23 protein-coding genes are annotated in these 23,380 nt (G+C 68.1%); 1 reads left to right on the plus strand and 22 read right to left on the minus strand.

What is annotated here, in order from left to right:
- Nucleotides 1-15: 15 nt before the first annotated feature.
- Complete coding sequence (locus AC5RV3_RS12005; protein ID WP_494122317.1) at nt 16-645, minus strand: hypothetical protein; 630 nt, start codon at nt 643-645, stop codon at nt 16-18.
- Between the two features lie 86 nt (nt 646-731).
- Here AC5RV3_RS12005 and AC5RV3_RS12010 point away from each other — a divergent pair, with 86 nt between their 5' ends.
- Nucleotides 732-1,697: an HhH-GPD family protein gene (locus tag AC5RV3_RS12010; protein ID WP_494122318.1), complete on the plus strand. Its 966-nt coding sequence runs from the start codon at nt 732-734 to the stop codon at nt 1,695-1,697.
- 63 nt (nt 1,698-1,760) lie between these two features.
- Here AC5RV3_RS12010 and AC5RV3_RS12015 read toward each other — a convergent pair whose 3' ends face one another.
- From AC5RV3_RS12015 to dacB, 21 genes are all read right to left on the minus strand, one after another.
- A complete protein-coding gene (locus AC5RV3_RS12015) occupies nt 1,761-1,910 on the minus strand; it encodes a hypothetical protein (RefSeq protein ID WP_494111004.1) in 150 nt (49 codons plus the stop codon).
- A 99-nt stretch (nt 1,911-2,009) separates the two neighbouring features.
- Nucleotides 2,010-2,519 (minus strand): amino-acid N-acetyltransferase, encoded by a 510-nt coding sequence (locus AC5RV3_RS12020; RefSeq protein WP_494122319.1) that lies wholly within the window; start codon nt 2,517-2,519, stop codon nt 2,010-2,012.
- A gap of 9 nt (nt 2,520-2,528) precedes the next feature.
- The gene (locus AC5RV3_RS12025) at nt 2,529-4,622 is read right to left on the minus strand and encodes a S9 family peptidase (RefSeq protein WP_494122350.1); all 2,094 of its coding nucleotides are present in this window, start codon (nt 4,620-4,622) and stop codon (nt 2,529-2,531) included.
- A 167-nt stretch (nt 4,623-4,789) separates the two neighbouring features.
- Nucleotides 4,790-7,288 carry an ATP-dependent Clp protease ATP-binding subunit gene (locus tag AC5RV3_RS12030; protein WP_494122320.1) on the minus strand — a complete coding sequence of 833 codons (2,499 nt, stop codon included), beginning with the start codon at nt 7,286-7,288 and terminating at the stop codon, nt 4,790-4,792.
- A gap of 163 nt (nt 7,289-7,451) precedes the next feature.
- A complete protein-coding gene (locus AC5RV3_RS12035; protein ID WP_494111002.1) occupies nt 7,452-7,784 on the minus strand; it encodes a histone-like nucleoid-structuring protein Lsr2 in 333 nt (110 codons plus the stop codon).
- Between the two features lie 221 nt (nt 7,785-8,005).
- On the minus strand, nt 8,006-8,164 hold the full coding sequence (locus AC5RV3_RS12040) for a hypothetical protein (RefSeq protein WP_494111001.1): 159 nt from the start codon (nt 8,162-8,164) through the stop codon (nt 8,006-8,008).
- A 2-nt stretch (nt 8,165-8,166) separates the two neighbouring features.
- The gene (lysS, locus tag AC5RV3_RS12045; RefSeq protein WP_494122321.1) at nt 8,167-9,684 is read right to left on the minus strand and encodes a lysine--tRNA ligase; all 1,518 of its coding nucleotides are present in this window, start codon (nt 9,682-9,684) and stop codon (nt 8,167-8,169) included.
- A 65-nt stretch (nt 9,685-9,749) separates the two neighbouring features.
- Nucleotides 9,750-10,655, minus strand: coding sequence for a pantoate--beta-alanine ligase (gene panC, locus AC5RV3_RS12050; protein ID WP_494122322.1), 906 nt, complete (start codon nt 10,653-10,655; stop codon nt 9,750-9,752).
- On the minus strand, nt 10,652-11,569 hold the full coding sequence (locus AC5RV3_RS12055; protein ID WP_494122323.1) for a Rossmann-like and DUF2520 domain-containing protein: 918 nt from the start codon (nt 11,567-11,569) through the stop codon (nt 10,652-10,654). The genes panC and AC5RV3_RS12055 overlap by 4 nt, the downstream gene beginning before the upstream one ends.
- Complete coding sequence (locus AC5RV3_RS12060; protein WP_494122324.1) at nt 11,553-13,196, minus strand: PH domain-containing protein; 1,644 nt, start codon at nt 13,194-13,196, stop codon at nt 11,553-11,555. The genes AC5RV3_RS12055 and AC5RV3_RS12060 overlap by 17 nt, the downstream gene beginning before the upstream one ends.
- Nucleotides 13,193-13,705 carry a PH domain-containing protein gene (locus tag AC5RV3_RS12065; RefSeq protein WP_494110996.1) on the minus strand — a complete coding sequence of 171 codons (513 nt, stop codon included), beginning with the start codon at nt 13,703-13,705 and terminating at the stop codon, nt 13,193-13,195. The genes AC5RV3_RS12060 and AC5RV3_RS12065 overlap by 4 nt, the downstream gene beginning before the upstream one ends.
- A complete protein-coding gene (locus tag AC5RV3_RS12070) occupies nt 13,698-14,195 on the minus strand; it encodes a DUF3180 domain-containing protein (protein WP_493988467.1) in 498 nt (165 codons plus the stop codon). The genes AC5RV3_RS12065 and AC5RV3_RS12070 overlap by 8 nt, the downstream gene beginning before the upstream one ends.
- Before the next feature lie 22 nt (nt 14,196-14,217).
- Nucleotides 14,218-14,727: a 2-amino-4-hydroxy-6-hydroxymethyldihydropteridine diphosphokinase gene (gene folK / locus AC5RV3_RS12075; protein ID WP_493978311.1), complete on the minus strand. Its 510-nt coding sequence runs from the start codon at nt 14,725-14,727 to the stop codon at nt 14,218-14,220.
- Entirely contained in the window at nt 14,724-15,107 is a 384-nt protein-coding gene (gene folB / locus AC5RV3_RS12080; protein ID WP_494110994.1) for a dihydroneopterin aldolase, read from the minus strand. Before folB ends, folK begins: the two co-directional genes overlap by 4 nt.
- An 8-nt stretch (nt 15,108-15,115) precedes the next feature.
- Entirely contained in the window at nt 15,116-16,021 is a 906-nt protein-coding gene (gene folP / locus AC5RV3_RS12085; protein WP_494110993.1) for a dihydropteroate synthase, read from the minus strand.
- A 25-nt stretch (nt 16,022-16,046) separates the two neighbouring features.
- Nucleotides 16,047-16,607, minus strand: coding sequence for a GTP cyclohydrolase I FolE (folE, locus tag AC5RV3_RS12090; RefSeq protein ID WP_493978378.1), 561 nt, complete (start codon nt 16,605-16,607; stop codon nt 16,047-16,049).
- 58 nt (nt 16,608-16,665) lie between these two features.
- Nucleotides 16,666-18,705 (minus strand): ATP-dependent zinc metalloprotease FtsH, encoded by a 2,040-nt coding sequence (ftsH, locus tag AC5RV3_RS12095; RefSeq protein WP_494122325.1) that lies wholly within the window; start codon nt 18,703-18,705, stop codon nt 16,666-16,668.
- Between the two features lie 156 nt (nt 18,706-18,861).
- On the minus strand, nt 18,862-19,413 hold the full coding sequence (gene hpt / locus AC5RV3_RS12100; protein WP_353916673.1) for a hypoxanthine phosphoribosyltransferase: 552 nt from the start codon (nt 19,411-19,413) through the stop codon (nt 18,862-18,864).
- Nucleotides 19,414-19,428: 15 nt separating this feature from the next.
- The gene (gene tilS / locus AC5RV3_RS12105; RefSeq protein ID WP_494122326.1) at nt 19,429-20,541 is read right to left on the minus strand and encodes a tRNA lysidine(34) synthetase TilS; all 1,113 of its coding nucleotides are present in this window, start codon (nt 20,539-20,541) and stop codon (nt 19,429-19,431) included.
- A complete protein-coding gene (locus AC5RV3_RS12110) occupies nt 20,538-21,701 on the minus strand; it encodes a zinc-dependent metalloprotease (RefSeq protein WP_494122327.1) in 1,164 nt (387 codons plus the stop codon). Before AC5RV3_RS12110 ends, tilS begins: the two co-directional genes overlap by 4 nt.
- 135 nt (nt 21,702-21,836) lie before the next feature.
- Complete coding sequence (gene dacB, locus AC5RV3_RS12115; protein WP_494122328.1) at nt 21,837-23,252, minus strand: D-alanyl-D-alanine carboxypeptidase/D-alanyl-D-alanine endopeptidase; 1,416 nt, start codon at nt 23,250-23,252, stop codon at nt 21,837-21,839.
- Between the last annotated feature and the right edge of the window lie 128 nt (nt 23,253-23,380).

Here is a 23,380-nt window from a genome sequence, read left to right on the forward strand (position 1 = left end):
TTTTCCCGGCGCGCGCTAGCGCAGTTCGAACACGGTCTTGTCGCTGGATTTCTTGTCCAGCTTCGTGACCAGGACGTAGGTGCCCGGCTGCGGGTTGGCTTCCACCGGGGTGCACCCCGGGGCCGTCCGGTTCCGTTCCCAGACGAAACGCGCCTGTTCGGCCTTGCCCGGCTCAAGCGTCATCATCAGCGGCTCGGGGTCCACCTGGCAGTCTTTCGAGGAGAAGATCCGGTCCTCTCCGCTGGTGACCAGGAATTCCATGGCGTCAGTGCCGACGTTGACTTCGCACGGCACCTTGCCCTCGTTGGCCACCTCCAGGATCAGGGTGGGGTTCTCCCCGCTCCCGTAGGCCGCGGCGTCCGTTTCGGCCCGAACGACGACGTCGGAGTCCTCGCAGCCTGCCGTGCCCGGGGATGCGGGGCTGGCGGGTGCGGGGCTGGCGGCCGCCGGTCCCGGTGCCTCTGCCGCTGCTTCCGGCTCTCCCCGGCCCAGCAGGCCGGCGACCCACATCCCGGCCGCCAGCAGGGCCGCCAGCACGATCACGGCCAGGGCCAGCACCACCAAACGGCGGCGGCGGTAAACGGCGGGGCTGGGCCGCCGGACGGGAGCCCGCCCGCGGGTGCCGGATGTGCCGTTGCCTGCCATGCCTTAAGGCTAAAGACAGCACCGGCCCGCGCCGTCACCACCACGCCGGGCAGTACAGTATTGGTTGGTCACATCGTAGGAGTTCCATGCCCCGCCCCGCCGCCGCACCGGCATCTTCCACCGCACCGGCTGACGCCGAACTGCTGCATTCGCGTATCCGGACCTGGTTCGCGTCCAGCGCGCGGGACCTGCCCTGGCGCCGCCCGGACTGCAGCCCTTGGGGCATCCTCGTCAGCGAATTCATGCTGCAGCAGACCCCCGTGGTCCGGGTGCTGCCCGTCTGGGAGCAGTGGATGCGCCGCTGGCCGCGCCCGGCCGACCTCGCCGCCGATCCGGCCGGGGAAGCGGTCCGGGCCTGGGGCAGGCTGGGGTATCCACGCCGTGCGCTGCGCCTGCATGCCGCAGCTGCTGCCATCGTGGACCGGCACGGCGGCCGCGTGCCGGATGACCATGCCAGCCTGCTGCAGCTCCCCGGCGTCGGAACCTACACCGCAGCCGCCGTCGCTTCCTTCGCCTTCGGGCTGCCGGAAACGGTAGTGGACACCAATATCCGCCGCGTGCATGCCCGGCTGGTTACCGGATCCGCGCTGCCGGCGCCGTCGCTGAATGCCGCCGAAATGCGCACGGCGCAGGAGCTGATGCCGGTCCACGGCGTCAAGGAGTGGAATGCCGGCGTCATGGAACTCGGCGCGCTTATCTGTACGGCGAGATCGCCGCGGTGCGATGCCTGCCCGGTGGTGGATCGCTGCGCCTGGGTCAAGGCCGGCCGGCCCGAGGCCCACTACGTGCCCAAAGGGCAGGCCTGGGCGGGCACCGACCGGCAGGTGCGCGGCGCCATGATGGCCGTGTTGCGCGAGGCCGAGGACTCGGTTCCGCGCGAGGTCCTGCTCGGCAGCGTCGAACTGGCCGATCTGCCTGCGGCCTACCGGACGCCGCTCGCGGCACTGCGCGCGCTGCCTGCCGGCGACGAACAGTTGGGCCGCGCCCTGGACGGGCTGATCGCGGACGGCTTGGCCGTCACCGCGGGCAGCGGCATCGCCCTGCCCGGATAGGAAACCGGTTCCGGCCGGTCCCGCGGGCGCCGTCGCAACTGCGCGGCTGCTGCTTGTTCCCGCCTACTCGTCCCCGCCGTCGCTGTGCTGCTCCTGCTGGTCGACGACGTCGCCAGCCTTGTCCTTGAGGCCGTCCAGCTTGTCTCCCTGCAGTTTGGCGGAGCCGTCCTGCTGCTCTGCGTTGTCGCCGCCGAGGATTTCTTCCACACCCATGGTCATCCTAACCGTCGCGCCGGCGCGGGGGCCGGCTGTTTTCTCGCCAACGCCTCCAACCCTAGGCGGCAGGAGCGGAACGTGTCGACGGACTGCTGATCAAAGTTTGCGGATCATCCGGGTGTTGCCCAAGGTATTGGGCTTGACCCGGGCCAGGTCGAGGAACTCTGCCACGCCTTCGTCCGTGGAACGCAGCAATTCGGAATACACCTCCGGGTCCACCACCGACTGGTCGGCCATCACCTCGAAACCGTGCCGGGTGAAGAAGTCCACCTCGAAGGTGAGGCAGAACACGCGGCTGACGCCCAGGTCCTTGGCAGCGGCTATCAGCTCGTCGAGCAGGGCCCGGCCCACTCCCCTGCCGCGCCAGTGCACTGCAGTGGCCAGCGTGCGCACCTCGGCGATGTCCTCCCACATGACGTGCACGGCGCCGCAGCCCACGATTTCACCAGCCGGCGTCTCCGCGACCCGGAACTCCTGGATGCCTTCGAAGTACGCCACCGCCTCCTTCTCCAGCAGCACCCGTTTGTCGGCCAACGGCTTGACCAGCCGGCGAATCTGGACGACATCGGAGGTGCGGGCGGGGCGGATACTGAAGGCGTCGGTCACCCAGTCAGTCTAAAGCCCCAGCTCGGCCGGCAGTTCGCTCTCCTGGTCCAGCACGTGCCGGGCGAGGAAGTTGCAGACCACCGAATACCAGATCCGGGCATGCTGCGGTGAGAGCACCCAGTGGTTCTCGTCCGGGAAGTACAGGAACCGGTGCGGGGTCTTCCCGTCCGCTCCGGCGGCCAGCTGCGAGCGCGACAACAGTTCGTACCAGAGCCGCAGCCCCTCGCCGATCGGCACCCGGTAGTCCTTGTCGCCGTGCACCACCAGCATGGGTGTGTTGATGTTCTGCACGTGCAGGTGCGGGGAGTTTTCCAGCGCCATCTCCGGCGTCATCTCCCGCTCCCAGTAGGGGGAAACATCCGTCGTCGGCCCGAACTGGTCCAGCGCCCAGAGGCTGGCGTGGGTCACGATGGCCCGGAAACGGTCGGTGTGCCCGGCGATCCAGTTGGCCATGTAGCCGCCGAAGGAACCGCCCATGGCGGCCGTCCGCGTCCCGTCGATGTCCTCCCGCTGCACGGCGGCGTCGGTGATGGCCATCAGGTCCTCATAGGGTGCCCGGCCCCACTGCCCCCAGCCCCGCCGGATGAAGTCGTCCCCGTAGCCGGTGGACAGGGCCGGGTCCGGCAGCAGGACCGCGTAACCCTGCGCCACCAGCAGCCAGGGGCACCAGCGCCAGCTCCACGCATTCCACGAGCCGAGCGGGCCGCCGTGCACCCACAGCACCAGCGGGGCCGGCTTCTGCGCGGATGCGTCACCGGGCAGGGCCAGCCAGGCACGCACCGGGATGTGCGCGCCCCCGGCGCCCACCGTCGTCGTGATCTCTTCCAGCCTCCCGCCCAGCTCCGGGCGGGGCGCGGGCGAGGGCAGGACAGTGGCCTCGCCGGAGGACACGTCGATGCGCACCGGCTCGGGCGGAAACAGGTAGGAGCTGCGCAGGGCGTAGGCGAACTGCCCGTCCGGGCTGACCACGACGTCGGTGTAGGCCGCGTCGTCGTGCGTCACCTGGCGCACGGCACCCGTCGCGACCTCGATGCTGAACACCGGGGTGCGGCCGCCGTCATCGGCGGTGACCAACAGCGCCGACCCGTCGGGCAGCCAGGCTGCGGGGCTGGGCCAGCGGTCCCAGTCGGCAGCCAGCGGACGCAACTCACCGCCGGCCAGCGGGAGCAGTCCCAGCGTGACGGACGGAATGGTCCCGGGCCCGGAGACGGACTCGCAGGCCACCACCACGGTGCGGTTGTCGGGGCTGACCGGGCCCGGCGCGTAGTCGGTGTCCGGGCTCTCCAGCAGGATCCGCTGCCCGCCGGTGGCTGTGTCGACGGCGGCGAGCACGCTCCGGGCGTCGCCCCGCGCCAGCGGCCGGCGGACATTGACCACCAGGGTGGCGCCGTCCGGGCTCAGCTCGGCGGCGGTTTCCAGCAAGGCGGTTCCCGCCCAGCCGGTGATGTTGCGCAGCCGGCCTTTCGGCTCGTCGTCCACGGTGAAGGTTCGGGCTGCCTCCTCCGCGTTGCCCTCGAGCACGAAGTGCCGTTTTTGCCCCGGCCCCAGATCGTGGTCCCAGAAGCGCACCGGGTACCCGGAATGCAGGATCGCCGAGACTTTCTTGTCTTTCCGGGCGGCGCGGCGGTTCGCGTCGTCCTCTTCGTCGGCGGCCCCGCCCAGGACCTGGGCGTCGACCACCACGGTGTCAGCGTCCCGCGCGCAGCGCACCGCTGCGACTCCGCCGGGGCGGGACAGAACCATGCGGCCTTCGCCTCCGGCGGCCGGCAAGCGCCACAGGGCCGGGACCGGTTCCTCAGCCGAGTCCTCGGGATCGGGCCGGGCGGACGTGAAGTAGAGGTCGCCGTTGCGCGCAAAAGCCGCCCCGGACTCGCCCTTGGAGCTGCGGGTAATCCGGCGCGCCGGGCGCTCACCGCGCGGATCGACCTCCCAGAGGGCGGAAACGTATTCGGTGGAGGCAGGGTTCAGCACGCTGACGCAGGTGACCAGCCGGTTGCCGTCCGGGCTGAGAGCCAGGGACCCCAGCCGCGGCATCGCGATAAAGCGGTCCAGGTCGTGGAACGGGGTGGCGGCGGCCTGCTGGGTGGGCAGCTCCGGCCGCATTTCGGAAGTGACTGCTTCAGAACGCATGGATTCAGTAAACACTACTTGTGTTCCCGATCACAGGAGACGGGCGCAATTCGCGGCTTTGCTACGCGAGGCGGCCGTGTGCGGTTAAACGGGAGAACCCCGGCCGAAGCCGGGGTTCTCCCTGCGCAGTGCAGTGCAAGCTACTGGGACAGTGCCGGGGTGTCCGGGACTCCCTCGATTGCCTTGGGTGCTCCGGTGCTGCTGAAGACGAACGTCGCCGCGTCGTCTTCGCCCTCGACATCCACGTGGATGGTCTCGCCCGGGTGGAACTCGCCGAAGAGGATCTTCTCGGAGAGCTGGTCCTCGATCTCCCGCTGGATGGTCCGGCGCAGCGGCCGGGCACCCATCGTGGGATCGTAGCCGCGGGTGGCCAGCAGCACCTTGGCCGCGTCGGTCAGGTCGATCTTGAGGTTCTTTTCGGCGAGCCGCTTCCGCAGGCGCTCGACAAACAGATCCACGATCTGGACGATCTCCTCCTCGCTCAGCTGCGGGAAGACCACGGTGTCGTCAACGCGGTTGAGGAACTCGGGCCGGAAGTGCTGCTTGAGCTCATCCTGGACCCGGGCCCGCATCCGCTCGTACCCGGTCTTGGTATCCGTGCCGGACTGGAAACCGGTCATGACGCCCTTGGAGATGTCGCGCGTGCCAAGGTTGGTGGTCATGATGATCACCGTGTTCTTGAAGTCCACGACGCGACCCTGGCTGTCCGTCAGGCGGCCGTCCTCGAGGATCTGCAGCAGCGAGTTGAACAGGTCGGCGTGTGCCTTCTCCACCTCGTCGAAGAGCACCACGGAGAACGGGCGGCGGCGGACCTTTTCGGTCAGCTGCCCGCCTTCCTCGTAGCCCACGTAACCCGGAGGGGCACCGAACAGGCGCGAGACCGTGTGCTTCTCCGAGTACTCGGACATATCCAGGGTGATCAGCGCGTCTTCCTCGCCGAAGAGGAATTCCGCCAGGGCCTTGGCGAGCTCGGTCTTGCCGACGCCGGTGGGGCCGGCGAAGATGAACGAGCCGGAGGGACGGTTGGGGTCCTTCAGGCCGGCACGGGTACGGCGGATCGCCTGCGAGATGGCCTTGATCGCCTCGTCCTGGCCGATCACGCGCTTGTGCAGCTCGGCCTCCATGTGTATAAGGCGGCTGGACTCTTCCTCGGTCAGCTTGAACACGGGAATGCCGGTGGAGTTGGCCAGCACTTCTGCCACCAGGTCTTCGTCCACCTCGGCAATCTCGTCCAGGTCGCCGGACTTCCAGGCGCGTTCCTTCTCGGCCCGCTCGTCCTGCAGCCTGCCTTCCTGGTCCCGCAGCGTGGCAGCACCTTCGAAGTCCTGGGCATCGATGGCCGATTCCTTTTGCTTCTTCAGCTCGGCAATGCGCTCGTCGATGTCCTTGAGCTCCGGCGGTGCGGTCATCCGGCGGATGCGCAGCCGTGCCCCGGCCTCGTCGATCAGGTCGATTGCCTTGTCCGGGAGGAAGCGGTCGGAGATGTACCGGTGGGCCAGGTGCGCGGCGGCATCCAGGGCACCGTCGGTGATGGACACACGGTGGTGCGCCTCGTAGCGGTCCCGCAGTCCCTTGAGGATCAGCACGGCGTGCTCCACGGACGGCTCTTCCACCTGGATCGGCTGGAACCGTCGCTCCAGCGCGGCGTCCTTCTCGATGTGCTTGCGGTACTCGTCCAGGGTGGTGGCACCGATGGTCTGAAGTTCGCCACGTGCCAGCATCGGCTTCAGGATGGAGGCTGCGTCGATCGCGCCCTCGGCGGCACCCGCACCCACCAGGGTGTGGATCTCGTCGATGAACAGGATGATGTCGCCACGGGTCCGGATTTCCTTCAGGACCTTCTTCAGCCGCTCCTCGAAGTCACCGCGGTAGCGTGAACCGGCCACCAGGGATCCCAGGTCCAGCGTGTAGAGCTGCTTGTCCTTGATGGTCTCCGGCACGTCGCCACGGACAATTGCCTGGGCCAGGCCCTCCACGACGGCGGTCTTGCCGACGCCGGGCTCGCCGATCAACACCGGGTTGTTCTTGGTGCGGCGGGAGAGGACCTGCATGACGCGTTCCATCTCGTGCTCGCGCCCGATCACCGGGTCGAGCTTGGATTCACGCGCAGCCTGTGTGAGGTTCCGGCCGAACTGGTCCAGCACCACCGATCCGGCAGGAGTGCCCTCCTGCTGCTGGCCGGCGGTGACCGGCTCCTTGCCCTGGTAGCCGGAGAGCAGCTGGATGACCTGCTGGCGCACGCGGTTGAGGTCGGCGCCGAGCTTGACGAGCACCTGGGTGGCCACGCCTTCGCCTTCGCGGATCAGGCCCAGCAGGATGTGCTCGGTACCGATGTAGTTGTGGCCAAGCTGGAGTGCCTCGCGCAGCGACAGCTCCAACACCTTCTTGGCGCGCGGCGTGAACGGAATGTGGCCGCTCGGAGCCTGCTGGCCCTGGCCGATGATCTCCTGGACCTGCTCACGAACGCCATTCAGCGAGACGCCGAGGAACTCCAGTGCTTTGGCGGCAACGCCCTCACCCTCGTGGATCAATCCGAGGAGGATGTGTTCGGTGCCGATGTAGTTGTGGTTGAGCATGCGGGCTTCTTCTTGAGCCAGCACGACAACGCGACGGGCACGGTCGGTAAATCTCTCAAACATCTCGCACACTCCTAGCTACTGCGTACTTTGATGCTACGTGCCCGGATGGCCGTTGTGCGGCCTGTTCGCCCTAGGGGTAATGCCCCCCACAGGACGGCAAACGGGGCGGACAGTTGCCTGTCCGCCCCGCCGATCGATCTGCCCGTGTGGAACGGGCCGCCCGTTATCCCCCGTGGGCGGCCTTGTAGGCCTCGATGATTTCAGATTGCACACGTCCGCGATCGCTAACGTTGTAACCGTTCTCCCGTGCCCACGCGCGGATCGCCGAGGCGTCCTGGTTGCGTGCGCCGCCGGACGGCTTGGAGGCTTTGGAGCCCCGGGCAGGAATCTTCCGGCCGGCAGAAATGTACGGCTTGAGCGCGTCGCGAAGCGCCTCGGCATGCGATGAAGAAAGATCAATTTCGTAGCTGCTGGAATCAAGGCTGAACCGGACCGTTTCCTCGGCCGAGCCACCATCCAGATCATCAACCAGAATGATTTTTACTTCTTGCGCCACAGAAGGCTCCTTTGGGTGGGTGTATCAATTTGTCCGGTATAATCCGAACCATACTTATTATGTCCTACACTCCATTTGAAGGCAATACAGCCTGATTCGGTCGGCCCGCAATCCGGCATGATACATATCGGATTAGACCATGGTGGAAATCACTGCACCTGGCGCGGGAATGTGATTAAAGGAAAAACCCCGGACAATTGATGATTGTCCGGGGCCTGCCCTTATTCTTCGCCGCCTTCGGACGCGCGCCTTTCGGCTTCACGCTCGGCCTCCGCCAACGCTTCGCGTTCTTTCCGGTCGGCGTTGAATATGGCTTTCATCACGAAATAGAACAAAAGCCCGACACCGAGCGACGGTGCAAGTACCCACAGATATTCCATGCTCAGCCCAGCTCCGGCTTCAGCAGCGGGAACAGAATCGTTTCGCGGATTCCCACCTGGGTGAAAAGCATCACCAATCGGTCAATGCCGAGTCCGATTCCGCCCATCGGCGGCGCGCCGTATTCGAGGGCACGCAGGAAGTCTTCGTCCAACTGCATCGCTTCCTCGTCTCCCGCCGCTGCCATTCGCGACTGCTCGGTCAGGCGTTCGCGCTGAATCACCGGATCAATCAGCTCCGAGAATGCGGTACCCCGTTCCATTCCGCCGATAATCAGGTCCCACGCCTCGATCAACTCAGGATTGTCCCGGTGGTTGCGTGCGAGCGGCTGCGCGGCCGGCGGGTAATCGTAAACGAAGGTCGGCTGCAGCAGCGTCGGCTCGACGATTTCGCCGAACAGCTCGACGACGGTCTTCTGGGTATCCCACTTCGGGTCGATCTTCACGCCATGCTGTTCGGCTATTTCGCGCAGCACCTCGCCGCCGGTCTGCGGGGTGATTTCCCGTCCCACCGCTTCGGACAAGCCGGGATAGACACCCAGCCAGCGCCATTCCCCGTTCAGGTCGATGGTGCCCTGCGGGGTTTCAATCACCCGGGTGCCTATGGTGTCGGCCACATTCAGGATCATTTCCTTCATGCGCTCGCCCATGACGAACTGGTCGGCATACGCCTCGTAGCTTTCCAGCGTGGTGAATTCGGGGCTGTGAGTGGAGTCGACGCCTTCATTGCGGAATATCCGGCCGATCTCGAAGACCCGGTCAATGCCGCCGACCACCGCGCGCTTGAGGTAAAGCTCCGTGGCAATGCGCAGGGTCATGTCCTGGTCGAAGGCATTCAGGTGTGTCTCGAAGGGACGGGCCGTCGCGCCTCCGTGGACCAGTTGCAGCATGGGGGTCTCCACTTCCACGTAGCCGTGGGAGTGGAGGGTCTCCCGGATGGAGCGGATGACGGCAGCACGGGTGTAAACCATCCGGCGTGCTTCGTCGCGCACCATGAGGTCCACGTAGCGCTGCCGCACACGGGTTTCTTCATTGAGGCCGGCATGCAGCACGGGCAGCGGACGCAGCGCCTTGGAGGCCATCTGCCAGGTATCGGCCATCACCGACAGTTCACCGCGCTTGGAGCTGATGACTTCGCCGCGGATGAACACATGGTCGCCCAGGTCCACCAGCGCCTTCCAGTCGGCGAGCGCTTCCTCGCCGATGTTCGCCAGGCTCAACATCGCCTGCAGGCGTACCCCGCTGCCTTCCTGCAGGGTCGCGAAGCAGAGCTTGCCGGTGTTGCGGATGAAGACCACGCGCCCGGACACTCCAACGACGTCGCCGGTGGTCTCGTCTGCCTCGAGGTGGCCGTACTTTTCGCGCACCTCGGCCAGCGTGTGGGTCCGGTCCACGCCCACCGGGTAGGCCTCGACGCCGCGCTCCAAAAGTTTGGCGCGCTTGGCCATGCGCACATGCATCTGCTCGGAGGCGTCGGCAGCCTCGGCTGCGGGATGTGGGGTGGGGGAATTATCGCGGGTCACGGTAGTTAAGGGTACCGGTACCGGGGCCGGGCCAGCCAAACGTCCCGGGGCTTCGTCCCGGGGCTTCAGTAGCCGAGCTGCGCGTTGTCGATCAGCCGCACCGGACCGACCTTCGCGGCCACCAGCGCCAGGGCCTCGCCGGTGAACGGCGTTTCCCTGCAGTTGAAGGCCAGCGGCTCCAGCGTCCGTGGATCCACCACTTCCAGATAGTCCAGCTGGATGAGCGGCACCGACCCGATCATGGCCAACGCGCCGTCCACGTCCAGCGGTTCGTGCCGGTCAGCCTGTCTGCGCAGGTAGGCCAGGCTGCGGGAAAGCACCAGCGCCGCTTCCCGCTCGGCCTCGTTCAGGAAACGGTTGCGGCTGGAGAGTGCCAGCCCGTCGTCGTCGCGCACCGTCGGCACACCCACAATTTCCACCGGGAAGTTCAGGTCGGCCACCATGCGCTTGACCAGGACGAGCTGCTGCGCGTCCTTCTGGCCGAAGTAGGCGCGGTAATCGGCCGCTCCGGCCGCCGCGGGCAGACCGTAGTGGAGCAGCTTGGCCACCACGGTAAGGGCGCCGTCGAAGTGGCCCGGGCGGGAGGCGCCCTCGAACTTCGCACCGAGCGCACCGGCGGAGATCCTGACCAGCGGCTCGCCGTCCGGGTAGACCTCTTCCAGGGCGGGAGCAAACACCACGTCTGCCCCGCACGCCGCCAGCAGGTCCAGGTCGGCCTCCAGCGTGCGCGGGTAACGGTCCAGGTCCTCCTGCTCGCCGAATTGGAGCGGATTCACGAACACGGAAACCACGACGACGTCGCACGCCTGCCGCGCGGCGCACACCAGCGCGGCGTGGCCGGCGTGCAGCGCTCCCATGGTCGGCACCAGTCCCAGCGACGGCCGCCCGGCGGCCCCGGCTCCCGCCAGCAGGCCGGCCGTGACTTCCTCCAGTTCGGCGTGGGTTTTCACAAGGCGGGGGCGGGTGGTCACGGGTTCTCCTCCGGACGGGACTGGGCCAGGATGTCCAAAATCTCGGTTGCGCGGATCTCTTTCAACAAGCCCCGCCGGAGGGCGCGCTGGGCCGTTGCGCGGGCCAGTTCCTCGTAGGCCAGGCGGATGTCGGTGCCGCCCGAATCCACTTCGCGGCGCAGCAGCGCTTCGTGGTGGCTGCGGACGGTGCCGGCGTCGCCGCGGGCCACCGGCCCGGTCAGCGCCGCTTCCCCGGAGGCCAGCGCATTCTCCAGGGAAGCCCGCATCAGCGCACTGAGCACGCGGTCAGGTTGCTCCACGCCGGCTTCCGCCAGCAGTTGCGCCGATTGGGCTGCGATGGTCACCAAGTGGTTCGAGGCGTGCGCCAAGGCAGCGTGGTAGAGCGTACGGTCCTTCTCGGCGATGACCACCGGCTCGCCGCCCATCTCCACGACCAGCGCCTGGGCGATCGGCAGCACCGTGGCCTCGGCCGTCACCCCGAAGCTGCAGTCGTTGAGCCGGGCGAGATCCAGGCTCATGCCCGTGAACGTCATGGCCGGGTGGATAGCCAGCGGGATGGCGCCCTTCGCCCGTGCCGGCGCAAGCACGGCGGTGCCGTAGCGTCCGGAGGTATGCACCACGAGCTGGCCCGGCTGCCAGACCCCGGCCGCGGCCAAGCCGTCCACCAGCTCCGGCAGGGCATCGTCCGGTACCGCCAGCAGCACCAGTTCGGCCCGTTCCACGATCTCCGGGATCTGCAGCACCGGAACGCCGGGCAGCAGGTTCGCGGCCCGTTCCCGGCTGTCCTCGGACACCGCGGACACCCCGACGACGGCGTGCCCCACTCCGCGCAGCGCGGCACCAAGGACGGCACCGACCTTGCCGGCGCCGATCACGCCGATGCCCAACCGCCCGGGTCTACTCCTGCCCGCCATCGCGGACCTCCCTCTCCCGCTGTGGTTCGTCCTGCTGCGCCGGCCCGCGGTCGCCGTCCTGGCGCCCTTCGGCCGCCTCCGGTATGGGACCGGACCCGGCCCCCCGGGCTTCCAGCCAGCGCTCCGGCACGCTGCGCCGCCTGGCCGCGGCGGCCCGGACCGACTGCTCGTCGAAGAGCCGGCGGGCGGTGTCGGCGTCAACCTGGTAAATCACCGGCGTGACCGGCCCTGCGGTCGTGTGCAGGCGCAGGTCCGCGACGCGCAGGCGGCGGGCCAGCGGGCCCTGGTGCAGCGCGATGGACTGGGTCCGCTCGTGCGGGACCACCGAGAGGCTGCGCCAGAACCGGCCGCTGCGGGCCAGCAAGGCGGTCCCGGTGACGGCGAAGCCGTTGCGCCGCCAGGTCAGCCAGGACAGCCAGCGCACCCGCCGCGGCGAGGTGACGAATCCGCCGTCGGAGGCACCGGCGTCGTCCGGGTCACTGGCCGCGATCCCGTCCAGGCCCGCCCCGAAGACGGTGAATGGGTCCTCGGTGCCCGGGTCCGGGAGCACCAGGGCCAGCATATGCATGACTTCCTGCTGCGTGCCCACCGGCAGCAACGCGGTGCGGGCGCCCGCGTTCTCCGCGCTGAGGCCGTAGCCGGCCACGTTCACGCGCATCCGGTACCAGCCCTTGAAGCGCCACAGCGGCGACTGCATGATTTCCACTGCCTGCACGCGGCCGGGCGGGACGGTCTGCGCCCGGGTCTCCAGCAGGCCGTAGCGGAGCCGGATGCCGTCCGGGGAGATGGCTGCGCGGAAGTTGTAGCCGGTGCTGAAGGTGGACCAGTAGCCCGCCACCACGGCGAACGCCGCGGGGACCAGGAAGGCCGGGCCGAACGCGGCGTCGAACACAAAGGTCGAGAGCCCGGCCGCGATGAGCATGATGAGCAGGAACACCGTGGTTCCGGAAAGCAGCGCGGCGCCGAGGATACGGCCGCCCGGGATGGCCAGGATCTGCTGTTCGGGGGCCTCGGCCACGGCTTCCTGCGGGTGGCCGGGATCGCTGCGCAAGCCGGCGGCCCGGGCCAGGATGGTGGCGCGCAGCTGCTGCGCCGACGCCAGCGGCAGGTAGGCCAGCCGCACGGCCGATTCGCCGGCGTCGGCCACTTCGAACTTGAGCTCGGCCAGGCCGAAGATCCGAGCCAGCAGCGGTTGGATGACGTCGATCGCCTGCACCCGGTCCAGCCGCGCCTGGCGGTGCTGGCGGAACAGGACGCCGGAGTTTACGCGGACATGGTCATCGGTGACCTGGTACCGGGTGAACCACCAGGACAGGAAAAACCCGCCCACCAGCAGCACGGCGACCACCACCATGATCAGCACCGTCCAGACGGCGCGGCCTCCGCTCAGGCCCCAGAACTCGTCGCCGCGGAACATGGCTTCGAACCAGTCCCGGCCGAAGAAGTAGGCGATCGCCGCCAGCGCTATCCAGCCGCGGACCAGCGGCGAGATGGGGTGCACCCGGTGCCAGGTGCCGGCGGCGTCCGGTGCCAAGGGCACCCCGTGGGAGGCCGGCACTACTTCCCCGGGCGCATCCGGCCCCTGCCCGGGCAGCGGGGCCTGCCCGTTGCTGCCGGGAACGGTCATAGCCCGGCCAGCCTTGCCTGCCCGCGGTCGGAGAGTTGTTCGCGCAGCCGGGCTCCTTCTGCCGCCGGTACTCCCGGAATGCCGGCGTTGGTCTGCGGGCTGGCGGTGTGCAGCTTCACCGAGCACAGGCCGAAGGCCCGCTCGAGCGGTCCCACGCCAACATCCACGTACTGCATCCGGCCGTAGGGAACCACCATGACGCGCTGGAAAAACAGTCCGCGCCTGATCAGCAGGTCCTCGTCGCGTTCGGCATATCCGATGGCCCTGACTTGGCGAGGAATCAAGAGTCCGGCCCAGACGCAGAGCGCGAGCGTGCCCAGGCTCAGCAGCCAGCCGAGCCACGCCGGGAATCCGGGCCAGAGGCCGGTCAGCACGAGGACGAGCGGGGTGGAGAGCAGGGCAACGGCAACCACCGTGAAAACGGCCCAGCTGACCAGCCTCACGGTGACGTACTTGGGCGAGACCCGGATCCAGCTGATGCCGGCCGGATCGATCGCTTCGCTAGGCATACTCCCCCTCGCCTTGGGCCTCGGTACCGTTGTCCTTGGCCGCTTCGGTGTCCTCGGGCGGAAGCTTGCAGAAGCGCTCCACCACCAGCCCGATCACCACCATGACCAGGCCACCGCCCATCATAGCCAGCACGGCCGGGAGCGCCCCGAGGCCCGGCCGGTACAGCAGCAGCATGAGCTGGTCCACCATGATGCCGGTGTGCCACCCGAAGATCAGGGAGCCGGCATAGGCGCAGGCCTGCGCCAGCACGAGCGTGCGGGCCGCGAGTACCGGATTCAGCTCCTTGTCCCGTTTGCCGTTGCGCCAGCGGCGCACCTTGAGGCCGAGCACCAGGGTGAAAACGGCGATGGCGGCCATCGTCGCCAGCGAGGAGAGGTGCAGGACGGGCACCGGCAGCCCGCCGCGCGCGGCGACCAGGTTCCCCAGCCATCCCAGCACGGCTGTGACGACGGCGATGGTCGCCAGCCAGCGGTATCTGATGGTCCTCACGAAGCCCGCACCCTGCCGGACACTATTGACCGGCTTCGAACGGCTCGGATTCGTAGGGTTCCACGCCGTCCAGGTCGCCGGCCGCCTTCGCCAGTTCGCCGACCGGGACGCCGTTGAGCGTGGCGTTCGAGTCCATCCAGGCCCAGGGCGCCAGCACGAAGGCGCGTTCGTGCGCCCGCGGGTGCGGGATGATCAGGTCCTCGTCGTTGAGCGTCAGGTCGCCGTAGGTGATGATGTCCACGTCCAGCGTGCGCGGCCCCCACCGCACTTCGCGGGTGCGGTGGTGCTTGTTTTCCACGGCCTGGCAGTGGGCCAGCAGCTGGTGCGGATCCAGGTCGGTCTCCACCTCAAGCACCATGTTCAGGTAATCCGGCTGGTCCTCGGGACCGCCCACCGCCTTGGTCTGCACCACTGCGGAAACCTCGCGCAGCCGCACGTGGGGGGTGTCCACCAGATCCGCCACCGCGTGCGAAAGAGTGTCACTGCGTGCGCCGAGGTTGCTGCCCAGCGCCAGTACGGCGCGGACGCTCATGGCTGCTCCCGGTAGATGCTGACCGTGACATCGGAAAACTCCACCTGGATGGGTGCCTCCGGCTTGTGCACCGTGACCTCGACCGCCGCCACGGCGAACGTGCGCAGCACGTGGTCCGCTATCCGTTCGGCCAGTGTTTCGATCAGCTGCAGCGCCTCGCCGGTGATGATCGCTTCCACCTTGTCGGCGAGCTCGGCGTAGTTTGCGGTCTTCGCCAGGTCGTCACCGGCCGCAGCGGCCCGGATATCGGTGTGCAGGACCACGTCGACAATGAAGGGCTGGCCGTCGCGGCGCTCGTGCTCCAGCACGCCGTGGTAGCCCACGGCCTTGATGCCGGAAACCTTGATGAGGTCCGGCCGTGCCGGAGGTGCTGGCGTCACGTCGCGCCCTACTTGGTCCAGGCGGCGGCGACTTTGACCGCGTCCAGCGAGGCGCCGGCGTCGTGCACGCGCACGCCCCACGCGCCGTTGGCAGCGGCCAGCGCGGAGACCGCCAGCGTGGCCTCGTCGCGTTCCTTGGGTGCGGCTGCCTTGCCGGCGGTGGTCAGCAGGGAGCCGAGGAACCGCTTGCGGGAGGCGCCGACCAGCACCTTGTGCCCCAGTTGCGCGATCCGGTCCGTGGCGCGCAGCAGCTCCCAGTTGTGTTCGGCGTTCTTGGAAAAGCCCAGTCCCGGGTCAAGGATGATCTGCTCCGGCGCTACGCCGGCGGCGAGGAACTTGTCGCGCAGTTCGGTCAGCTCGGCGAGGACCTCTGACACCACGTCCTGGTAGTCCGCCTTGGGATCGACCTCCCGGGCATCCCCGCGCCGGTGCATCAGGATGTAGGGGACCTTCCGCTCGGCCACCAGGGCCGGCATGTGCGGGTCGTGGGTCATGCCGGAGACGTCGTTGACGATGGCCGCCCCCGCGTCCAGCGCCTTGGCCGCCGTGTCCACGTGCATGGTATCCACGCTGATCAGTGCGCCGGCCTTGACCAGTGCCTCGATGACCGGGAGGATGCGCTTCTGCTCTTCTTCGGGAGTGATCGAATCGGCGTTGGGGCGGGTGGATTCACCGCCGACGTCGATGATGTCGGCGCCGCCGTACAGCAGCTTGAGCCCGTAGGCGATCGCCGCTTCCTTGTTGGCGTGGTCGCCGCCGTCGCTGAACGAATCCGGGGTGACGTTCAGGATGGCCATGACGACGGCGCGGTCGGTGGGGAGGTCCGCGAACTTCTTCGGCTCACGCGCCTTGCGCAGCACGGGCAGTGGCGACGTGGCCGGTCCGGTTCCGGGGACTGCGGCGAGTGAATCCATCTAGGTGTACCGTCTCTTCTCTTCGCTAACGTCCGATGATCAGGCTCATGGCCTCGGCTCGGGTGGCCGGCTCGCGCAATTGGCCGCGCACGGCCGAGGTGACTGTCTTCGCCCCCGGCTTGCGGACACCGCGCATCGACATGCACATGTGTTCGCATTCGACGACGACGATCGCGCCCTTGGGCTCCAGGTACTTGACCATGGCCTCGACGATCTGCGTGGTGAGGCGTTCCTGCACCTGCGGTCGCCGGGCGTAGATCTCCACCAGGCGGGCGAGCTTGCTCAACCCAGTCACCTTACCGTCATGGGACGGAATGTAGCCAATGTGGGCGGTGCCATGGAACGGAACCAGATGGTGCTCGCAGGTCGAATAGAACGGGATGTCCTTGACCAGCACCATTTCCTCATGGTTGATGTCGAACGTGGTGCCGAGGATGTCCGCCGGGTCCTGATGCAGTCCGGCAAACACCTCCGCGTACGAACGGGCGACACGCTGCGGGGTGTCCCGCAGGCCTTCGCGGTCGGGATCTTCCCCGACGGCGATCAGGATCTCGCGCACCGCTTTCTCGATCCTGGGCAGGTCGATCAGCGGGTCAAAATCCAGCTCGGCGACAACGTCATCGTATTCGGTCACGTATGTGATCCTAGCTGCTGGCGCCGGGTACGCCGCTTCGGCCGTCATCCCCGGGCAGGTCCCCGCCGGCCGGGTTCGGGTCCACGATCACGGCCGCATGGCTTCCTTCCTGCTGCTGGCCGTTGGCGGCAGCTTCCCGCTCGCGCCGCGACACCACCGGCGGGATGTTGTGGACCGGACGGGTCTCCTTGGACAACCACACGTCGCGCAGCTCGCGGCGGCGCAGGTCGTGGAAGATCTCGGCGATCTCACGCTGGTTCAGCGTCTCGCGTTCCAGCAGGGCCAGGGCCAGCCGGTCCAGCACGTCGCGGTTCTCGGTCAGGATGGCGTAGGCCTCGTCGTGGGCGTCGTCGATCAGCCGGCGCACTTCCTCGTCCACCACGAAGGCGACGTGGTCGGAGTAGTTGCGCTCATGCGACATGTCGCGGCCCAGGAACGGTTCGCCGCCGCCCTGGCCCAGCTTCACGGCACCCACGCGTTCGCTCATGCCGTACTGGGTGACCATCTGGCGGGCGGTGCCGGTGGCCTTCTCGATGTCGTTGGACGCGCCGGTGGACGGATCGTGGAAGACGATCTCCTCGGCCACCCGGCCGCCCATGGCGTACGCGAGCTGGTCCAGCAGTTCGTTGCGAGTCACCGAGTACTTGTCGTCCTCCGGGACCACCATGGTGTAGCCCAGCGCGCGGCCGCGGGGCAGGATGGTGACCTTGGTGACCGGCGCGGAGTAGCGCAGCGCGGCCGCGACCAAGGCGTGCCCGCCTTCGTGGTAGGCGGTGATCTTGCGCTCGTGCTCCTTCATCACGCGGGAGCGCTTTTGCGGCCCGGCCATCACGCGGTCGATGGCTTCGTCCAGCGCCCGGTCGTCGATCAGCTGGGCGTTGGACCGCGCGGTCAGCAGAGCGGCTTCGTTGAGCACGTTGGCCAGGTCGGCGCCGGTGAATCCGGGCGCACGCTTGGCCAGGGAACGCAGGTCCACACCCGGCGCCATGGGCTTGCCGGCGGCGTGCACCTGCAGGATCTGGTGGCGGCCCTCCAGGTCGGGGGCCTCGACGGCGATCTGCCGGTCGAAGCGGCCCGGGCGCAGCAACGCCGGGTCCAGCACGTCGGGGCGGTTGGTGGCGGCGATGAGGATGACGTTGGTCTTGACGTCGAATCCGTCCATCTCGACCAGCAGCTGGTTCAGCGTCTGTTCGCGCTCGTCGTTGCCGCCGCCCACGCCGGCCCCACGGTGACGGCCGACCGCGTCGATTTCGTCCACGAAGATGATGGCCGGCGAATTGGTCTTGGCCTGTTCGAACAGGTCCCGGACGCGGGAGGCGCCGACGCCGACGAACATCTCCACGAAGTCGGAGCCGGAGATCGAGAAGAACGGCACGCCGGCTTCGCCGGCCACGGCGCGGGCGAGCAGGGTCTTGCCGGTACCGGGCGGACCATAGAGCAGCACGCCCTTGGGGATCTTGGCCCCGACGGCCTGGAATTTGGCCGGTTCGGAGAGAAACTCCTTGATCTCGTGCAGTTCCTCCACGGCCTCGTCCACGCCCGCGACGTCGGCGAAGGTCACCTGGGGCATGTCCTTGGTGATCATCTTCGCCTTGGACTTGCCGAACTGCATGACCTTGGAACCGCCGCCCTGCATGCGCGTGAGCAGGAACCAGAAGATCAGGCCGATGATCAGGATGGGCAGGATCAGGCTGATGAAGCTCATGAACCAGTTGTTCTCCACCGGCTGGTCGGTGAAGGTGTCCACGTCGGAGGCGTTGATCGCGTCCACGATGTCCGGGCCACGGTCGCGGCTGTAGAAGAAGGTGATCGACTTGCCCTTGTTGGCGTCGTCGATGACCAGGTCTTCGCGCAGGGTGAGGTCGACGCTCTGGGCGCCGTCGTTTATTCGGGCTTGTTCCGCCTTGTTGTCCTGCAGCAGTTCAAGTCCCACGCTGGTGTCGACCCGTGAAGACTGCGGACCGGCTAAATTGGGCACGGCGATCAGGAGGATGACCAGGACCAGGACAATCCAGATGATCGGTCCCTTGAAAAGGTTCTTCAATTTCATGCGACTTGGGGGCTTGCGCCCGTCCCTCCTGCTTGTCCGCGCGTGATGGCAGCCCGTGGGCTACTACAGCTATACACCGTCCGTCTTCCTTCACGCTCGACGGAGGGCATTAGTTCCCTCTCGGCGTAGCCTAACCCGCGGCGGGCGGTGCGGCGATTATTCGTAGATGTGCGGCGCCAGGGTGCCGATGAAGTCCAGGTTGCGGTAGCGCTCGGCGTAGTCCAGCCCGTAGCCCACCACGAATTCGTTTGGGATCTCGTAGCCGACGTACTTGACGTCGATTTCCACCTTGGCGGCATCGGGCTTGCGCAGCAGGGTGCAGATTTCCACGCTGGCCGGACCGCGCGAAATCAAGTTGGTCTTGAGCCAGGACAGGGTGAGCCCGGAGTCGATGATGTCCTCCACGATGAGCACGTGCTTGCCCATCAAATCCGTCTCGAGGTCCTTCAGGATCCGCACGACGCCGGAGGACTGGGTGCCGGAGCCGTAGGAGGAGACGGCCATCCAGTCCATCTTGACGTGGCTGTGCAGTGCCCGGGCCAGGTCCGCCATGACCATCACCGCGCCCTTGAGGACGCCGACGATCAACAGGTCGCGCCCTTCATAGTCCTTGTCGATTTGGGCAGCCAGCTCGGCGACGCGCTGCTGGATCTGCTCCTTGGTGTAGAGGACGTGCTTGAGGTCTGCCTGGACGTCGTTGGAATCCACCACATGCTCCCGGGTCTAGCGGTCTGTCTGGCCGGGGCTGCGGCCAGTTGTTCTCAACACAAGATTGCCATAGCCGGTGCCATCTTGGTGAACCGCATTGGCAGCAGTCCGGCGGTAGACACTGACGAATCCGGCCAACTGCACCGGGCCGGCCGAACCTTGGCGCCGCAGCAGCGATTCGGCCGCCAGCAGCCGTTCGTAGCTGGGGTTTTCGCCGCCCAGTTCCGCGGCGGCCAGGGCGATCACGCGGTGCTTCATGGCGGCAGGGAGTTGTTCCATGCCTTCCCGCGGCAGCTCCAGCCCGTCCGGCGTCGCCACCCGAAGCCGGCGGTATTCCTCGGCTGCCTGCGCCTGCAGGTAGTCGGCGTCGGAGGCAAGGATCTGTGCCGACCGCCACAGCGCCTCGGCGACGCCGGGGCCCATTTCGTCCTCCAGGAACGGCATCACCCGGGTACGGATGCGCGAGCGCATGTAGTGTGGATCGCTGTTCGCGGGGTCGTGCCAGGGCTGCAGGCCGGCAACCGCGCAGACCTCCTCGGTGTCTTCCCGGCGCAGCGACAGGAACGGGCGCAGATACAAGCCCCGTTTCACCGGCATGCCGGCCAGCGACCGCGTGCCCGAACCGCGGCCCAGGCCCAGCAGCACCTGCTCGGCCTGGTCGTCCAGCGTGTGCCCCAGCAGCACTGCGGCGGCCCCGAGTTCCGCCGCCGCGGCATCGAGCGCCGCGTAGCGTGCCGTCCGGGCGGCTGCTTCCGGCCCCATGCCGGCCGATTCCACGGCCACCCGGCGGACCTGGACCGGAGCAAGTCCCAGCGATTCGAGCTGCAGCCGGGCTCCGTCGGCCACCTCCGCGCTGCCCTGTTGCAGGCCATGGTCGACGACGACGGCCCCCACCCGGTAAGGACGGACGCCGTTGCGCGCCGGCCGGTTGAAGAATTCCGCGGCGACGGCCAGGGCCAGCGAATCCGGTCCCCCGCTGCAGGCCACCAACAACAGCTGCGGTTCGGCGGTCTCCGCTGTCGCTGCCGGCGGCCCGAACTGTTCCAGCGCCTGCCGCAGCTGGTGCCGGGCGTCCGCCACACGCGGATGCAACTTGGGCTTGCGCCGGTCCGCGGCAACACCGCTCATGGGCGGCTGAGGTCCATCCGGCTGATCCACAGATCGGGGTGATGGATCTCCTCTTCGGTGGGCAGGTTCTCGGGACGCTCCCACACGGTGTTGAAACCCTCCATGCCGATCTGCCGGGTCACTGCGCGGACGAACTTGGCGCCGTCGGAGTACTGCCGGGCCTTGGCATCGAGCCCCATGAGTTTGCGGACCCAGTTCTCCAGCGCCCCGCGGCTCTTGCCGCGCGCGTTGAAACGCTGGCGGATGGTCTTTACCGTCGGGACAAGCGAGGAGTCAACCGCGTCCATCACGACGTTGGCGTGGCCCTCCAGCAGGCTCATCACGGCGGTCAGGTGGGAGAAAACGGCCTTCTCTTCCGGGCCTTGGATGAGGTCGAGGAGGGAGCCCTTCAGCGACGAACCCGGCCCTCCGCCGTCGTCCTTTCCGCTGTCCTTGGCCGCGGCGACGGCGGCCTTGACGGTCTGCTGCAGCCGCTCGCCCAGCGTGTCCGCTTTTTCCACCAGCGAGGACGAGAGCCCGCCGATCTGCTCCATCATGTGGTCCCGCAGCCAGGGAGCCGCGGCGAACTGCACCCGGTGGGTCTGCTCGTGCAGGCACACCCACAGGCGGAAGTCGGAGGGCACCACATTCAGTTCGCGCTCCACGGTGACGATGTTAGGCGCCACCAGCATCAGCCGCCCGGCTGCCGGGCCGCCGGGCAACAGGGAGCAGAACGGGTCGTACTGGCCCAACACCTTGCTGGAGAGGAAGGACAGGATGGCGCCCATCTGGGTGCCGGTGAGCACGCTGCCCACTGCCGTGGTGGCGTTCTTGAGCTGATCCGGTCGCTTCTCGGCGAGCGTGGTGATGGCCGGGGCCAGCATGACTTCGAAACTGCGGGCGTTTGCCTTGGACCAGGCGGCACGGTCGACGATCAGGACGTCGGAGTCGTGAAGGTCGCGGGCAGCCTCCAACCCCGTGATGCGGTGCACGTGGTCCACCGATTCTTCGGCCAGACGGCGCATTTCCGCCACCGCGGCGCGCATTTCCGCGGCCTTCATCCGGGGGCCGGCCGGGGTCAGCGTGGCTGCCGTGGACGCGGCCAGTTCCCAGTTGACCAGCCGAGGGACGGGGCCCGGGGTGGCGCCGGAATCACTGGGGGTCGGTGCGCTACTGTCCATGCGTCCCATCAGATCACATCAGCAGCGAGCGGGTCACTACCGGCGGGCATCGATTGGAAGCATCCCGGCGGCTGCGGCCCGGCGGCCCGGGCTCAGCGGCAGCACTTCAGCAGCGCGCGGTTTCCCTGCTGCGGCTCAGCGGCAGCCGCAGCCGGCCAGCACGGTCGCCGCCCGGTCGGCGGCCACGCGGGCGGCGTCGGTCGAACCTTCCAGGCCGTTGGCCACGAAGGCGAAAACCAGCAGGCGTCCGTCGGCGCTGGCCACGTAGCCGCTGAGCGACGTCACGGTGTTCAACGTGCCGGTCTTGGCCCGGACCAGTCCGGCGCCGGCGGGGTTGTTTTCCAGGTAGCGCCCGGACAAGGTGCCGGTCAGGCCGGCGACCGGCAGGGAACCGATGCCGGCCCGCAGGTCCGCATCCTCGGAGGTAGCCATCAGCCTGACCGCCGCGGCCAGCTGCGCAGGACTGACCCGGTTCTCCATCGACAGCCCGCTGGCATCGGCGAGCACCATGCCCGCCACCGGAATGCCCAGCCGCTGCACTGCCTCGCGGACGGCTTCGGTTCCGCCGCCGAAGGAGCCGGGCTTCCCTGCCGCCACGGCGGTGTTGCGCGCAAGGACCTCGGCCACATAATTGTCCGAGTGCTGCATCATGTAGGCCACTTGGTCGGCCACCGGGGCGGATTCCGCCTCCGCCAGCACGGCAGCGTCCGCCGGCGCCGCTTCGCGTGCCACCGCGCCCCTCACGGTGAGCTCCTGCCCGGCCACGGCCTGGGCCAGCGCGTCGCGGAACGCTGCCCCCGCCAGGGCGGCGGCGTCGGCCACCAGGTCGCCGCCGCCGTCGGCCTGTTCCCGCCCGGCGTAGAGGGCGAGCGGGTACACCGCGGCGATTTCGCCGTTCTTCACGTCGCCCGGGTCCCAGGCGGCGCTGAGGGCGGCCCCGGAGTAGAGGGAGTCGTCCACCGCCACCGAAAGTTCACCGGTGTACCCGTCGGCGGCGAGTTGTTCGGCCGTTTCGGCTGCCAGCGTTGCCAGCCCGGCTTCGCCCCATACCGCGCCTGGGTTGGATTCCCCGGCGCCCAGCAAGGCATCGCCGCCGCCGACCAGGTACACCACGCCCGGTTCGCCGCCGCGCTTGACCGAAGTAGTGAACCGGCGGTCGGCACCGATGGTATCCAGGGCGGCGACGGCGGTGAGCAGCTTCAGGTTGGACGCCGGAACCAGCGGCTCGGCGGCGGCCTGGTCGTACAGGACGTCACCCGTGGCCGCATCGGTGACGATCCCGGTGAAGCCGCCGGCGCCGTCGAACGCCAAGGCCCCGTCCAGGGCGGGCCCCAGCACGGCCGGATCCGGCACCGGTGCCCCGCCGGCCGGTTCGGCCGCCGGCGGGACCGCCAGTTCGGTGGGCGGCAGCTGCGCGGCCGGGGTGCTGATGACCGGCTCCGGCTCCGGCCATTCGATGGCCTGGGCGAGGTTGAATGCGGCGGGGACAGCCAGCACGGCGAATACCACTGCCAGCAGCCCGGAGGTGAGCACGCGGAAGCCACGCCCCATGCTGCCCCTCCTGAGGATCTTGAAGTGTTGCGAACGCCCAGCTCCAACCCCGATGCCGGCACGGAAGGGCAAGACCTATATCGTTAAGCGTAGTCTGGCGCCGGGTCACGGTTGTGCATCGGCGGCGC

It is taken from the genome of Arthrobacter sp. Y3221114 (assembly GCF_059092625.1).

Coding starts and splice junctions, on each gene's coding strand:
- AC5RV3_RS12110 (WP_494122327.1), bottom strand. CDS start 21,701: ATGGACAGTAGCGCACCGACCCCCAGTGATTCCGGCGCCACCCCGGGC.
- AC5RV3_RS12005 (WP_494122317.1), bottom strand. CDS start 645: ATGGCAGGCAACGGCACATCCGGCACCCGCGGGCGGGCTCCCGTCCGG.
- AC5RV3_RS12015 (WP_494111004.1), bottom strand. CDS start 1,910: ATGGGTGTGGAAGAAATCCTCGGCGGCGACAACGCAGAGCAGCAGGAC.
- folP (WP_494110993.1), bottom strand. CDS start 16,021: ATGGATTCACTCGCCGCAGTCCCCGGAACCGGACCGGCCACGTCGCCA.
- AC5RV3_RS12055 (WP_494122323.1), bottom strand. CDS start 11,569: ATGGCGGGCAGGAGTAGACCCGGGCGGTTGGGCATCGGCGTGATCGGC.
- AC5RV3_RS12030 (WP_494122320.1), bottom strand. CDS start 7,288: ATGTTTGAGAGATTTACCGACCGTGCCCGTCGCGTTGTCGTGCTGGCT.
- folK (WP_493978311.1), bottom strand. CDS start 14,727: ATGAGCGTCCGCGCCGTACTGGCGCTGGGCAGCAACCTCGGCGCACGC.
- dacB (WP_494122328.1), bottom strand. CDS start 23,252: ATGGGGCGTGGCTTCCGCGTGCTCACCTCCGGGCTGCTGGCAGTGGTA.
- AC5RV3_RS12025 (WP_494122350.1), bottom strand. CDS start 4,622: ATGCGGCCGGAGCTGCCCACCCAGCAGGCCGCCGCCACCCCGTTCCAC.
- tilS (WP_494122326.1), bottom strand. CDS start 20,541: ATGAGCGGTGTTGCCGCGGACCGGCGCAAGCCCAAGTTGCATCCGCGT.
- AC5RV3_RS12060 (WP_494122324.1), bottom strand. CDS start 13,196: ATGACCGTTCCCGGCAGCAACGGGCAGGCCCCGCTGCCCGGGCAGGGG.
- AC5RV3_RS12065 (WP_494110996.1), bottom strand. CDS start 13,705: ATGCCTAGCGAAGCGATCGATCCGGCCGGCATCAGCTGGATCCGGGTC.
- AC5RV3_RS12040 (WP_494111001.1), bottom strand. CDS start 8,164: ATGGAATATCTGTGGGTACTTGCACCGTCGCTCGGTGTCGGGCTTTTG.
- ftsH (WP_494122325.1), bottom strand. CDS start 18,705: ATGAAATTGAAGAACCTTTTCAAGGGACCGATCATCTGGATTGTCCTG.
- AC5RV3_RS12010 (WP_494122318.1), top strand. CDS start 732: ATGCCCCGCCCCGCCGCCGCACCGGCATCTTCCACCGCACCGGCTGAC.